At 40.6% G+C, this 14,178-nt stretch carries 15 protein-coding genes and 2 pseudogenes; 15 read left to right on the forward strand and 2 right to left on the reverse strand.

Annotation, left to right across the window (positions count from 1 at the left end; translation table 11 throughout):
- On the reverse strand, positions 1-186 hold a 186-nt coding region (locus G400_RS0109205), incomplete at its 3' end, for a helix-turn-helix domain-containing protein (protein WP_155827228.1).
- 166 nt (positions 187-352) lie between these two features.
- Here G400_RS0109205 and G400_RS15785 point away from each other — a divergent pair.
- The 11 genes and pseudogenes from G400_RS15785 to G400_RS16665 all read left to right on the forward strand — a co-directional run bounded on the left by G400_RS15785 (position 353) and on the right by G400_RS16665 (position 8,524).
- Positions 353-1,183 (forward strand): DUF2785 domain-containing protein, encoded by an 831-nt coding sequence (locus tag G400_RS15785; RefSeq protein WP_017260938.1) that lies wholly within the window; start codon positions 353-355, stop codon positions 1,181-1,183.
- Positions 1,184-1,201: 18 nt separating this feature from the next.
- A complete protein-coding gene (locus tag G400_RS0109215; protein ID WP_017260939.1) occupies positions 1,202-1,684 on the forward strand; it encodes a GNAT family N-acetyltransferase in 483 nt (160 codons plus the stop codon).
- Between the two features lie 23 nt (positions 1,685-1,707).
- On the forward strand, positions 1,708-2,307 hold the full coding sequence (locus tag G400_RS14935; protein ID WP_017260940.1) for a DJ-1/PfpI family protein: 600 nt from the start codon (positions 1,708-1,710) through the stop codon (positions 2,305-2,307).
- Between the two features lie 78 nt (positions 2,308-2,385).
- A complete protein-coding gene (locus G400_RS0109225) occupies positions 2,386-2,649 on the forward strand; it encodes a type II toxin-antitoxin system prevent-host-death family antitoxin (RefSeq protein ID WP_017260941.1) in 264 nt (87 codons plus the stop codon).
- Between the two features lie 8 nt (positions 2,650-2,657).
- Positions 2,658-3,002: a type II toxin-antitoxin system RelE/ParE family toxin gene (locus tag G400_RS0109230; RefSeq protein ID WP_162141865.1), complete on the forward strand. Its 345-nt coding sequence runs from the start codon at positions 2,658-2,660 to the stop codon at positions 3,000-3,002.
- 91 nt (positions 3,003-3,093) lie between these two features.
- The gene (locus G400_RS14940; protein ID WP_017260943.1) at positions 3,094-3,402 is read left to right on the forward strand and encodes a hypothetical protein; all 309 of its coding nucleotides are present in this window, start codon (positions 3,094-3,096) and stop codon (positions 3,400-3,402) included.
- A gap of 251 nt (positions 3,403-3,653) precedes the next feature.
- Entirely contained in the window at positions 3,654-4,610 is a 957-nt protein-coding gene (locus tag G400_RS0109240; protein WP_017260944.1) for a helix-turn-helix domain-containing protein, read from the forward strand.
- A 13-nt stretch (positions 4,611-4,623) separates the two neighbouring features.
- Entirely contained in the window at positions 4,624-5,580 is a 957-nt protein-coding gene (locus tag G400_RS0109245; protein WP_017260945.1) for a helix-turn-helix domain-containing protein, read from the forward strand.
- An 11-nt stretch (positions 5,581-5,591) separates the two neighbouring features.
- A complete protein-coding gene (locus tag G400_RS0109250) occupies positions 5,592-6,545 on the forward strand; it encodes an Rgg/GadR/MutR family transcriptional regulator (RefSeq protein WP_017260946.1) in 954 nt (317 codons plus the stop codon).
- 11 nt (positions 6,546-6,556) lie between these two features.
- Positions 6,557-7,540: a helix-turn-helix domain-containing protein gene (locus G400_RS0109255; protein WP_017260947.1), complete on the forward strand. Its 984-nt coding sequence runs from the start codon at positions 6,557-6,559 to the stop codon at positions 7,538-7,540.
- A 42-nt stretch (positions 7,541-7,582) separates the two neighbouring features.
- Positions 7,583-8,524 (forward strand): annotated as a pseudogene (locus tag G400_RS16665) (Rgg family transcriptional regulator).
- Here the strand turns inward: G400_RS16665 and hflX are convergent.
- Positions 8,521-9,801: a GTPase HflX gene (gene hflX, locus G400_RS0109270; protein WP_017260950.1), complete on the reverse strand. Its 1,281-nt coding sequence runs from the start codon at positions 9,799-9,801 to the stop codon at positions 8,521-8,523. The pseudogene G400_RS16665 and the gene hflX sit on opposite strands and share 4 nt — an antisense overlap.
- A gap of 482 nt (positions 9,802-10,283) precedes the next feature.
- Between hflX and G400_RS0109275 the strand changes: the two genes are divergently transcribed.
- The 4 genes and pseudogenes from G400_RS0109275 to G400_RS0109285 all read left to right on the forward strand — a co-directional run bounded on the left by G400_RS0109275 (position 10,284) and on the right by G400_RS0109285 (position 14,033).
- Positions 10,284-11,918 carry a peptide ABC transporter substrate-binding protein gene (locus G400_RS0109275; protein WP_017260951.1) on the forward strand — a complete coding sequence of 545 codons (1,635 nt, stop codon included), beginning with the start codon at positions 10,284-10,286 and terminating at the stop codon, positions 11,916-11,918.
- A gap of 784 nt (positions 11,919-12,702) precedes the next feature.
- Positions 12,703-13,106 (forward strand): annotated as a pseudogene (tnpA, locus tag G400_RS16465) (IS200/IS605 family transposase); the annotation flags it as partial.
- 285 nt (positions 13,107-13,391) lie between these two features.
- Positions 13,392-13,652: an AbrB/MazE/SpoVT family DNA-binding domain-containing protein gene (locus G400_RS0109280; RefSeq protein ID WP_017260953.1), complete on the forward strand. Its 261-nt coding sequence runs from the start codon at positions 13,392-13,394 to the stop codon at positions 13,650-13,652.
- Positions 13,653-13,694: 42 nt separating this feature from the next.
- Positions 13,695-14,033: a type II toxin-antitoxin system PemK/MazF family toxin gene (locus G400_RS0109285; RefSeq protein WP_017260954.1), complete on the forward strand. Its 339-nt coding sequence runs from the start codon at positions 13,695-13,697 to the stop codon at positions 14,031-14,033.
- Positions 14,034-14,178 lie beyond the last annotated feature (145 nt).

Consider the following 14,178-nt stretch of genomic DNA (forward strand, 5'->3'; position numbering starts at 1 on the left):
CCTTTTATGATCTGCGTCTTGTTGCGCTAATTCGGGATCATAGGGATTGACCCGATCTAATTCATAGCTAATAGTTGATTTGGCAACGCCTAAGGCGTCAGCCATATCTTGGTAAGTATGATGGCCTTCACTGACCAGTTGAGCTAGCGCACCACGTTGAAAACGTGATAAAGTAGCAGTACCCAAAGTAATCACTCCTTATAGCTGGTTGGAATTAACTACTACCATTGTAAGAGATTGCTTTGGGCCTTTTTTTATTTTTGTTCGGATTAATTATAGAATTTGCCTTATCAAAGCTTTTAGGACAACGAGTAAGATTAAGAAAATTAAGGGAAGAAGGAGAGTGCTCACATTGACTGATGAGAAACTAGAACGAGAGCTAACGCGGTTACGAAAAGAGAATCCGCATACAGTTAATGATTCTTTGTTAGCAGCGATGCTGGATAACATCGGCAATCTTAATTCAGTGTTGCGCGACCAACTGATTTACAGTTTGTTTGCACAATGGATTGACGACGGCACGATTTCAAATGAACAGGCGGTCTGGTTATTAAGACAGACGCAGCAACGGAATTTATTATTCAGTGGGATTCATGAACGTCAAAACGATGCAATTTATGCCAGAACGTTTACGACGCTGTTGTTGACGTCTTTGGTCGCCAGAGATGCACGGTCACCCTTCTTGACAGCAAATATGCGAACCCATCTTTTTGAAGATGCTACTAAGTATTTGCAATTAGAAAAAGATTTACGCGGGTTGACCGATCATGGCTGGGCGCATGCATTTGGCCATGGCGGTGACCTGCTGTATTACGTTTGTTATCATCCGAAGTTTCCAACCTGGCTTATTCCACAAGTGCTGGCGGGTATTTATCATGGCATTATGCTACCTAGCGGTTTTACGGCAGGTGAAGGCAGTCGCTTGGACAACTGTCTTGTTGCGTTACTGGCGCAGGAGCGCATAACGGAAAGTCAGCTACTCAACTGGTTGCGAGGCGTCAGGGGCGTTATTGCCTTAACTGCTGACCAGTCGCTACAGTTCGATCAAAACAACAAATTAATTAACCTGTGTGTTTCATTGGCCTATAAATTGCGCTTTGAAAGTTTGTCTACGCCAGGACTATCGGCATGGTTAGATGAGCAGATTCGTGACTTTTATGAGGCCAATGGGACAGTGGCCTGATCTGGAGATGGTTTCTATATGAGTATTGAATTAAAACAATACTTTGATACGATCCAGTGTCAACAGTTGGTGGAGAACTATCAATTGAGTGATTTAACCTTCACAGGTTCGCCGCAGTCGGTGATTGAAAAAGCAAAGCGTGATCATGATCGGGTGCCAGTGATGATTATGAATGATGACCAGTTAGCAGGCTTCTTTTGCCTTCACTTGCACCAAGGTCCATTGGAAATTGGTGGCTGTGCTGACTCGGATGTGTTATTGCGTGCTTTGTCGATTGACGAACGCTTTAGGGGACAAGGTATTTCGCTGGCGGCGATGAAGTTAGTGCCAACTTTTGTTAAAGCTCATTTTCCGTATGTGACTCGTATTATTTTGGCCGTGAACTACCGCAATATACCCGCACAACACCTTTATCAGAAGTCAGGTTTTCACGATACGGGCATTCAGCGTGTTGGCAAGATTGGCCCGCAGTACGTGCTGTTTAAAATGATAAATGCGTGAGTTACTGCCCGAGAGGGATAACGATGAATAAAATTCTAGTGATGATTTATGATGGCTTTTCGATGTATGAAATTAGTCCGTTAACTTCGATTCTTGCATGGAGTCAAACGGATTGGCAAATTGATGTTGTAGCCGTTGAGCACAAGCCATATCAAACTGAAGATGGGTTTGAGGTAATACCACAAATGACATTTGAAGATGTTCAGAATATTCAAGCTTACCAGATGCTCGTTATGCCAGGAATTGCGAATTATCATACCGTTTTACCTGATCAAAGGAACATTGCCTTTCTCAGTCGTTTTAAAACGCAGCCACGACCAGTTATCGCGGCAATTTCGGCTTCCCCCATTCTACTGGCAAAAGCTGGGTTATTGGACGACACCAAGTTTGTGGCGGGACTATTCGAAAGTGCATACGAAGAGGAGCGTTTCATTCCCAAACGTAACTTGGTGCGTAAACCAGTTGTATCAGATAATGGTATTGTGACTTCTACTGCGTTCTTCCCTCGTGAATTTGGCATCACTGCGGCACATGCAATTGGCGTCAATGTTCCGAAAAACATTTTTGAACAGTTTGGGACAGATGCAAGTGCCGAAGATTTAACTTTTCGAGATAATGGCTAGTTCTGCAATTTTATTGTGAGTTCGATTTGCTGCAAATTTGTACGAAAATATGTATACTAATGCTGAGAGGTGATGGTGATGGTTAATCCGCAAAAAAATCTAAATATTCGACCTGTTTCAGAATTGCGTACCTACAACAAAGTGTTGAATCAGGTGGGACCAGACAGCCCCGTTATTTTGACAAAAAATGGCTATGGTAAATATGTTCTGCTTGATTTAGAAGATTATGAAAAGTATGAGACGCGGCGAATTAGTGAACAATTGTTAGCTGATATTGAAAAATCTGAACAGGGAAGAAGACACAAGATTGAGGACGTTCGAAAGGAATTCTTAGATAAATGACCTTTTCCGTGGAAATAACAGACGTAGTTCATGCTCAGCTGGATGAAATTTATGTACAAGTTTCATCTAACTTTGGGAAGGTAATTGCCAAGAAAAGTATTGATAAGATCATTGAACAGATTATGAATCTTAGTGACTTTCCTAGAATGGGACACAACGGAAGAAAAGCAGGGCTAAATATACCCTCGAACTATTACTTGTTATTTCTAAAAAGGAATACACTTGTATACCAGATTATTGATGACGAGAAGATTATTCTAATCGAAGAAATTTACGATGCTCATCAAGAAATCGCTACAGCTATACAGAACAAAATTGGAATTCAGAGAATACAGCAAAAACCTGAGTTATAGGTATAGTAGATAAATTTGTGACTATTTTTTATTGGTGTGGAACCATTTGCATCTTGGTTGGTTTAAGTTAGGCTTCTTTGGAGGATGAAATATGAAAGATAATCAGACCTCGTCAAATCGGGAACCTGTATCAGAATTACAAACATATGAAAAAGTTTTATCACAAGTTTTTCCAGGAAAGCCGGTATTCTTAACACGCAATGAAGAAGATACTTACGTATTGTTGGATTTTCATGAGTATAAAGAACAAATGCTTTCGCTAATTTCAATGGAGTTAACGGCGGCAATTACAGAATCTAAAAAAGAAAAAAGGTACAGCTTTAAAGAAGTTCGAAAAGAACTTTTAGAAGATGAAGGTATTAATGAGACAGAATCACTTGATAGTGATAAAAAGCATTAAGTAAAAAGAGTTCTTTAGAAATTGCCATTGAATTGTTTGGCGTTCACTATGATTTTTTGAAGTTTTCAGACACTAGATAGTTGTTTCAGTTTAAATATAAAATATGCCGATAAGTCAAAACCACTGATACAGTGCTTTTGACTTATTTTTTATGAGATTGCTTAGTGTATTCTCACCATTTTCTAACAATCGACGACATTCTGCGCTATACTTAATCAACGAGTGATTTTCAGAACGGGGGATAAGTTTGCATGGCCACATATGGCGCAACGTTTCGGCAGCTACGAATCGGTAAGAATATGACCTTAAAGGAACTGGCCGACGAACAGGTGAGTGTTGGTTTCTTGTCTAAGTTTGAAACGGATCAATCGAAAATTAGCGTCGACCGATTGATGCATCTACTGGATAAGATGAATGTGACTGCTGATGAATATTTCTTTGCCCAGCACGATGGTTATGCCATGCCCGAAGTACCTAAAGTATGGTCTGAAATGAGTGTGCCAAACGTTGTGGCAGTATTAGGTAGCAGTTTTTATTACACCGCCGGATTATCAAATCGCGGGCAATGGGAAAAATTAGCACGGTGGCAACGGCACCTGGCCGAACAGGCCTCCTCGGCACCGACAATGGGTCATTGGTTAAACTTTGATTTTGCACAACTGCTTCTAGCACAACACCAGCAGGCCGAACCTTATCCGTTTGTTCAACGGGCGATCACGTACTTACAACAAATTGATGAGTGGAGTATTTACGAGTTGATCGTGTTTAACGTTTTTCTGCAGGGGATGAGTGTACCTGACGCACAACAACTAGCTCTGTCCGCCAAGCATAAGTTGGTTTCACAGGCTCCACTTAGCGAGATTGCAGGGATGCACCGTGGCTTTTTGGTCACTAGTTTTTGCTTTTTTATGAACCGCACTCGTTTCGATATAGCGGAAGAATTGCTTGGTCAGATGCACAGTCTGCACAAAGAACAATCACCACAACAAAGTACTGGCGATTTCGGAATGTTAATTCTGTGGTGTCAGGGATGGCTGACCTATCGCCGCGACAGTGAGGAACGGGGTCAGTCACAGATGAAGGATGCACTGACAATTATGCGATTGTGTGAAGAGGAAAGCCTGTGGCGTTTGTACGCTGCTTTTAGTGAACGAATTTGGCAAACGAAGGATGATCATTTACTTTATCATTCACGATTAATGGCCTAGAAAGGGGAATGACATGGCATCGTATGGCGAAACGTTTCATCAGTTGCGCGTGGGTAAAGGATTAACGTTAAAAGAACTTGCAGATGAACAGGCGAGTGTCAGTTTTCTCTCAAAGTTTGAACAAGGCCAATCGAAAATCAGTGTTGATCGACTGATGCATTTGCTTAAGAAAATGAACGTGACTGCTGATGAGTATTTCTTCCTACAGCATGACCGTTATCTGAACTCTCCGATGCCGGTGGAATGGCGTGAAATGGGTGCTGCAAACGCACTAACAGATTTAACGAACATTTTCCTGATTAGTTCGGGTTTGGCGATGCGACATCAGTGGAAAAAACTTTACGCGCGGCTCGATGTATTGAAAGAAAACGCTAAAAAATTCCCAACGGTTAATAATGTGTTGGGATACGACTATGGTCGAATGATGCTGGCTAACCATACAGGGAAAAGCATCGAACACGCTTCGGATCATGCCGTGAAATATTTAAAACAGATTGACGACTGGGGCATTTATGAAATTTTAGTCCTCGAATCCTTTTTGACTGCCATGCCATTGGCTGATGTTGAATTATTTACTAATATTGCTGAACGTAAACTGACGGCGAATGAGTCGATTATGTATGTCGCGGGCATGCATCGCGGATTTTTAGTCAGTAGTTTTGCATATTTTATGTCGTTAGATCAGTTTGTGTTAGCCAATGAAACTCTGTCGAAGATGGAAGCATTACATAAAAAACGTGATGGTCGTGATCTTACTGCTAATTTTGCAATGACGATATTGTGGTGCGAGGGTTGGCTCAAATATCGTGTTGACGACAAGGCACTGGGCAGGTCCAAGATGAACGATGCCACCACCATGATGAGGTTATGTAAAGAAGATCGTATGTTTAGGATTTATGACGATTTTACGGCAGAAATTGTGAGTGCACCAAATGATCACGATTTTCATTACGGGACCGTTATTTCTTAGGAGAGGTCAATATGCAATCGTTAGGACAAACGTTTCATGCATTTCGGCAAAATAAAAACTTAACGCTTAAAGAAATTGCTGATGAACAGGTTAGTGTGGCCGTGATTTCCAAATTTGAACATGATCAAACGACATTGAGCATTAATCGGTTTCTTCATCTTTTAGGGCAGATAAATGTCACGACGACAGATTTCTTTTATCACTATTTTGATCGTTTTGAAAATGAAAAGGTTCTGGATATTTGGGGCGTTCAGGCTTCTTTTGAGGGTATATTAGCCAATTTTTATGAAGGCAATCATATTGCTAGTATGACGAATACAACAGATATTGATGAAATGGACGCACTGAAAACATATACGAAGGCTATGCAATTAAAGGCACGTCAAGATCCTACGCTGATCAATCGAGTAATCGCTGCGTGGATGGCCAGTATTTTAGATGCTCAACAGTTGCATTTTGACGATAGCGCCAAGACCATACAACCAGTGGTGGACTACTTAACCAGTGTTGGTGAGTGGAACGAACTTGAGCTTATTATTTTTGTTTTCATTATTCCGACGGCAGATCCCGACGTTTTGATGCAATTTTTCCGTCGTTATTTGAATCAAGCGGAATTGTATCAAGGATTACCAGAGGCAAATAATCTGGGTTTTTCTGCTTGTTTCTCGTTGTTTACATGCATGATTGCCAAACAAAAAGGGAAATATGCAGTACAGGTATTGAAGAAGTTCGATAAATTAGTTACTAAATTTGAAAGTGCGCGGTTTGCCATTCTTAGAGAATTTCTGCATGGCTGGTTGAAAGTGTTTCAGGGCAATCGTCAAGCTGAGTTGGAACAATGTCAGACCGTTTTGGACCTGACACAAACGCTGGGATTAGCAAAGACACATGCCTATTATCATGAGTTATATGGGCATCTTTCTGCTTCCACGCCGACCTTGTTAATCTTCGTGCGGTTTTTTTAAGGAGGATTTTTATGCAATCGTTAGGACAAACGTTTCATGAACTACGCAAAAGCAAAAATTTAACACTTAAGGAAGTTGCGGATGACGAAATCAGTATGGCGGTGATTTCGAAGTTTGAGAATGATCAAACGATGTTGGGCGTGGACCGTTTTTTACATTTGTTGCAACAAATCAACGTGACCACGACAGACTTTTTCTATCGTTATCGACAGTCGGATGAAAGATCTAAGAAGGCAGGTATTGAGATTTCAGACGACGGCACACCACTGCCTGAAATTTTTGACGTTTTGAATCCGTTCAACGACATATTTCAAATTTCCAGCGATAATAGTCAGAGTAAGGCACAAAAGATTTTAAGGCTCCAAACGTACATCAAATTGATGGAACAGGAGTTAAAAAAAGATCCTAGTTTGACTAATCGTTTGAAATTGTCCTTAGCAAAGGCGTCGTTGAAGATGCACCAGTCTAGGATGAGAGATCACATTTCGACACATCAAGAAATGATCCCAATTATTGATTATCTGAGTAATGTCTCATCATGGACGGCCTTTGAACTATTATTTTTCATTTCAACCTCAATTTATATGGATATCGAAGATTCTATGATGTTGTTCTCTCGATTTATGAAGCAGGCTGATGCTTATGTTCGTTTGACTGATTTGAGGAGCTTGGGCTATTCCGTCTGCTTTACGCTTTTTTCGATTATGATTGCCCATAGAACGTTCTCCAACGCAAAATTTGTATTGGAAAAATTTGATGATTTACTGAGCAAGGACACTGATGTGAAAGCAGAGTTTGCAATCAAGAGCTTATTTTTACATGGATGGTACCTGTATGCGACTGGACAAGAAGATGTTGGCAAAGATAAATGCAATACTGTGTTGCAGCTTTGCAAAACCTTGCATTTAACTGATGACTCACGATCCTATCAGGAAATTTATAAAGGAATGCAAGACAAAAAGTCAGCAATAATGTATTCAGAAATTTTTTACTAGGAGGTGTGCACAGTGACATCACTGGGATAAACATTTCATGAATTGCGCAAAAGCAAGGGATTAACCCTTAAAGAAGTTGCCGACGAACAGGTTAGTGTGGCCGTGATTTCGAAGTTTGAAAATGGTACTAGTATGCTTGGTGTCGACCGTTTCTTACATCTGCTGAATCAGATTCACGTGACAACAAGTGAGTTTTTCTATTGGCAAACGGATCGGTATGCTGTTGACGCAAGTTCACCCTTTAATGAAGACGGTCATTCTGCACCTAGCTGGAAGCTAATAGAGCCGTTTCAGGAAATCATCGCTTTAGTTAATCACGCTGATCCACCAAAAAATGTTACGCCTGTGGATCAGTATCAACAGAGATTAGCAAAGGCGGTCAGAGACCAGCCAACACCGATGAATTTATTGCTAATGGCGTACGTTAACAGCAGTGCCGACTTAGTACATTTTAATTTGGATAAGGCAGCTCAAGATATTTTACCAGTGGTTAACTATTTAAGCGCAGTTGATCAATGGGGCGAATTTGAAGTTTATTTGCTCATTTTTTCATTATCCTTTCTTGAAGCTGAGGACGTGTTGCGGTTGTTTAAACGGGCAATGAGACGTGCAGATTGGTATTAATAGCTGTCTGATGATCGCCATATGCGATTTAATTTGTGTTTTGATGCTTTTTCTGTGTTGACAGGAAAACAACATTACGCCGAAGCAAGCGAAGTGCTGAAGATAATGGATCAGCTGGTTCACGACAAAGACAGCTCAGATGTGCGGTATGCGGTTCAAAACCTCTTTATGCACGGGTGGCTAGACATCGTCACTGGTGCAAAAGAAAAAGGCAAACAGCAGTGTGAGAATGCACTGTCTGTTTACCGAATTTTGAATGTTAGCGGGGATGACGATCTATTGCGCCCGATTTATGAGCACATTTTGAAATACGATCCGAGCGATTTGAAACACATGATGATTATGATGACACTGGGTTAGTTTACCCGATACTTTTCAAACCGTTGCGCTGATTCATCCGTCAGCTCGACGGTTATTTTAGTACCTTCGGCAACATATTCGGTTTCCAAAATATGTGCCTTTTCATTCAAGAAGTTCAAAATGTTGCCTTGATCAAACGGAATCAACAGGGTAACTGTCTGGTAGTTCTTAAAGACTTGTTCCCGAATCATCGTGATTAATTCATCCAATGAAGCGTCGTCTCGTGCCGAGTAAACGAGTTGCATGCCCTCGCGTGACGGGTACTTAGCTTCCGTCTTGTCGGCCTTGTTGAACGCAACAATCATTGGAATATCAGTGACGCCAATTGCCTTAAGCGCTTCATTAGTGGTTTTCATCATTTTTTCACTGTTCGGGTCACTATAATCCACGACCTGAATGAGCAAATCGGCGTTAGCAGCCTCAGCCAACGTGGACCGGAATGCTTCGACTAATCCATGAGGCAGTTTGCTGACAAAACCAACAGTGTCTGAAAGTAGGAACTGCTTTTGATCCGGCAGGTTGATCTGTCGAACACTGGTATCAAGCGTTGCAAACAACATGTTCTTTTCAAATACTTGTTTGTCTTCGTTTAAACCATATTTGCGGACAAGACCGTTCATGGTGGTTGATTTACCAGCGTTGGTATAACCGACTAATGCTACAGTTGGGAGTCCATTCTTTTCCCGTTGCGTACGTTGGGTGTCGGCAGCTTTGGTGATGTCTGTTAGCTCGCCCTTCAGATGTTTGATCTGATTGTTGATGGTTCGGCGATCCATTTCTTGTTGTGTTTCACCAGCACCACGGTTAGTGAATCCGCCACCACCGCCGGCACCGGTTTGTTGGTCCAAACGTTGGTTAACACTAGTATGCAACCGTGGCAGTTGATACTGGAGTTGTGCAATTTGAACCTGTAGCTTAGCTTCCCGTGTCTGAGCACGGTTGGCAAAGATATCCAGGATCAAAGCAGTTCTGTCCAGTACACTCGCTTTAGTAGCCGATTCGATGTTACGAATCTGTGAAGCAGTAAGTTCATCGTTTGTCACGATGGTATCCACGTTTTCACTGGCCACAATTTCAGCTAGTTCGGTAATTTTTCCCTTACCAAAGTAAGTGCCTGGATGCGGCCGTTCAAGTTTTTGACGAACTTCTTCCTTAACGATCATATTATTGGCGGCAACTAGGTTGGCAAGTTCTTCCATGGAATATTCAAAGTTGCCAGCACCGGTGTTGAGACCGGCAATAATAACTTCTTTTGGTGCAATTGCAGTTTCGTCCAAATGTGTGTCCTCTTTTCTAAGCCGAAACTTATTAATAGAGTAAGTATAACATGAAAGACAACGAACGCCGTTCATATGGCACTACCGAAAATGAGGTGATTGTCCCTCAAAAATGAGCAAATTATTTTCCTTTGAGTTTGAGCGCAGTGAGCAGGCTTGAGTCCCAGACAAAGATAATAGGAATATTAAACTGGATGTGGATTGTGATGACCTAAGTTTCTGTCATTGTAGGAATAGTCACTCATCAGTTTTCATAGTCGAACAGTTCGAGTACTAAAACGTAGCCGCGTCGAATCTAATTATGGTCATAAGTTAGACATACGGTCGAAAATAAAATTAAAAATAAATGTGCAAACCACATTGACTTTAATCTTATTTTAATCTATTATCATCTCAACTTTTCAAAACATAAGTTGCAGCGAAAAGTACATAGCTTGGAATGCATCATCCAACGGGGTGAATTCCACAAGGAGTGTGGTTGAATGAAGGTTCGTAAAATTTTAGCAATGGGTGCAACAGCAACGTTATCTGTTTTAACCCTGGCAGCGTGTGGTAACAAAGGTGCGTCGGGGCATAAAGGCGAATTAAACTTAATGGAAAGCGCAGAAATGCCGACGCTAGATCCGTCGATTGCAACAGATAATGTGTCAATGACTGCGTTATCCAACACATATTCTGGGATTTATCGAATTGGTAAGGATGCCAAGCCAAAAAATGAATTAGCTACGAAGACGACTGAATCTAAAGACGGTCTCCACTGGACGTTTGATTTACGTCATGGAACGAAATGGTCAAACGGGGATACTGTTACGGCTCAAGACTTTGTTTATTCCTGGCAACGTACGAACAATCCTAAGACAGGTTCACAATATGCGTATCTGTTTGAAGGTGTGAAGAATGCCGATGCCGTTCAAAATGGTAAGATGAAGCCGAGTGCACTCGGTGTTAAAGCAGTTGGCAAGTACAAGTTATCTGTAACTTTGTCCAAGCCAATTCCTTACTTTAAGTTGTTACTTGGTTTCCCAAGTTTCTTCCCACAAGACAAAAAGGCCGTTGATAAATACGGTAAGAAGTACGGTCAAACCTCTGCGACTCAGGTTTACAATGGGCCTTTCAAGGTTGAAGGCTACAAAGGGACTAACTCCAAATGGAATTGGACTAAAAACAATACGTACTGGGATAAGAAGAACGTTAAGTTGAACAAGATCAATTTCCAGGTTGTTAAGGAGAATAGTACACAACTTAACATGTACAACTCAAAGAAAGCTGACATGACACAGTTAACTGGTGACCAAGTTGCACAATATAAGAACAACAAGAACTACATCTATCGTCCTGGTTCATCTGCTGCTTACCTTGAATTGAATGGTAACAAGGTTCCGGCATTTAAGAACCAAAAGATTCGTGCCGCTCTATCTTATGCAGTTAGTCGTTCACAGTTGACGAATAACATCTTGCAAGATGGCTCCAAGCCTGCCAAGACGTTCACACCAGCTAAGTTAGCCAAGGATCCAAAGACTGGCGAAGACTTTGCCAAGGAAGCTGAGGTTAAAGGTGCACTAACGCAAAATTTGACTAAAGCTAAGCAATTGCTTAAAGAAGGGGAACAAGAGGCCGGTATTTCTGACTTGAAGTTTACCTTAATGGCTGACGACACTGACACGGGTAAGAAGAACGCTGAATTCTTGCAGTCCGAATTCCAGAAGTTGCCAGGTGTTAAAGTTACTGTAGACAACGTTCCTTATAAGACACGTCTGACCCGGTCAGCGTCTCATAACTTCCAATCTGTAATCACTCTTTGGGGAGCTGATTACAATGACCCTTACACGTTTGCATTGTTCACATCAGATGGGACTTACAACGATGGTCAATGGAAGAACGCCACTTATGATCAGAATGTTAAAGACTCAGCTGGTAAGAATGCTTTGAACAAGGAAGCGCGGTTTAAGAACTTGGTTACCGCTGATCAAACATTGGTTAAGGACTACGGCGTATTGCCACTGTACACTGGTTCATTCGCTGGTTCTGGTCCATTCTTGCAACGTCCTTACGTCAAGGGGATCATCTACAATTCAGCTGGTATCAACTGGAACTACAAGTACGCTTATGTAAAGTAATTTATTTCTAAATTGAAAGTGATTCTCGACAAACATCGAGGGTTGCTTTTTTTGCTCGTTTTATAGTCTGTGAACAGACTTTTTAATTAGTGATTACGATGTGTAAAAGAAATTCAGGCAAAAAAGTATTATTTTTGGACTCCCGTAGAAAGCGAGGTGTATTATTCATACATAAATTAGCGATAACTTAATTAAGCATAATTTATAAGGAGACGAATTATGAAAAAATCGATAAGACTGTATATACGACGATCATTGCTTTAGGATTATCTTTGACCTTTTTGTCAAGTGCTGTTTCAGTTACAACAAACTTATTTGCTTCTAGTAGGCCACGTGAGGAAGCGAGGTTTTTACAGTTAGGCTATTATCAAGATAGCGGAGAAGATTTTGTGCACTATTACTGATGCAAACAGAATTTTGATAAGGCTTAGAGGATATCGTTAATTTATGTTGTAGTCAGTTTTTAGTACCTGATTTTGAAGATTTAATGTTTCAGGACATTTTTCTGAACTATTAAATAATAAATTTGAAACGATTGAAGTTAGTCATTTGTGAAAGACAAATTTCGTCATTAAAAGATGACCAATTTTCGGTCATCTTTTTTAATTAATATCCTTAGACCAAGTTGAGCGCGAAAACGCGCGGAACATAATATTACCTGCTATGCGGGTGGGCGTTCATTCGTTTTACAAAAAAATCTCCCACCAGATTTAGAATGTAGGTGTCGAAGCCAATCATTATAAATCGAAAGGGGATTATCAATCTGGCGAATAAGCTAAATTGACTTGCTCAAACTAAGTGGTTATGCAAATATCACACCTGAGTATAGGAGAAAGATTGATTGACAATGAATATCAAAAGGAACTTCAACAAGATATTCGATTGTTGTATCAGTACAAGGGCGTCAGCTTTATTGAGGGGCTATGATGACAGGCAACGTTCATCTGTTAGCGAGCATTCCGCTTAAGTTAAGCGTCTCCAGTTTTATTGGGGGACTTAAAGGGGAAGAGTGCCTTAATGAGGTTCGATCAACATAGTAAAAATGTGCAATCAACATTTTTAGTCAGAAGTTTATTACGTTAGTATGGTGGGTTTAAACGAAACCACGATCAAATGACATGTCAGAGACCAAGAAAACATGATTGTACCATCGACGGGTTAACAAGGAAGCATGGTTCAAGAACATAGTTACCACTGATCAAACGCTGGTTAAGGATTATGGTGTCTTGCCATTGTACACTAGTTCATTCTCTGGCTCAGGTCCATTTTGCAACATCCATACGTCAAGAGGATTATCTACAACTCAGCTGGTATCAACTGAAACTATAAGTATGCTTATGTAAGGTAACGTATTTCTAAACAAGCTCGACATTTAAAAATATCGAGCTTGTTTTTTTGACGGTAGTATATACATATGTATATACTACAGAAAAACGAATTAGCGTTTAAGCAAGTTAAAACCGAGGTGTTGACATGCAAAACGCAAAGATATCAAAGTGGGGTAATTCTCAAGGCATTCGAATTCCAAAGGCTATTTTGTCAGAAATTGGCATTACTAATCTTGATGATGCTGAAGTATCAATGGATGTTGAACAGGGAAAACTGGTAATCATGAAAACTAAGAGCGAATCAAAAATAATGAGTCGATTTGCCAATTTTGATTACGAAAAGTATTTGCAAGATGAAAATCGCGTGGCTGACTTGGGAGAGCCGAAGGGGCGTGAACTCTGGTAGATAGCTACTAATGAATTATTATTTTTTCGGGGGAAAAGAGAAATGCCTTTTAAGACATTTGATCGAGGAGACATTATTTTAGTTGATTTCAGTCCTTCGTTTGGGCACGAACAAAAAGGTTATCGCCCTGCACTCGTTTGGACTAATAGAGCCAGTCAGCAGGTCACTGGATTTGCGAGTATTTTTCCAATAACATCTCATGATAAAGGCTATCCGCTGCATGTTCGGTTGGAAAAGCGGGTCTCTAAAGTAACGGGAGTCATTATGACGGATCGAATTACGACGATTGATTTAGAAATTCGTTCGGTGCGCAAAATAGCTCATGTTGGAAATGACATTCTCTATGAGGTAGCAGAAATATTTGCAGACATGACTGAATAGGCTAAAACTGTCAGTATTGGCAATTGAAATAATCGTGAGAAAAATGAGGATATGCTGTATAAATGTATAATTCGTATTAGCCACTAAACGGTCTAGATAAATAAAATGATTCGACACATAATTGTAATAATGGTTAACAAATACT

This window comes from Furfurilactobacillus rossiae DSM 15814 (assembly GCF_000428925.1).
GTDB lineage: Bacteria > Bacillota > Bacilli > Lactobacillales > Lactobacillaceae > Furfurilactobacillus > Furfurilactobacillus rossiae.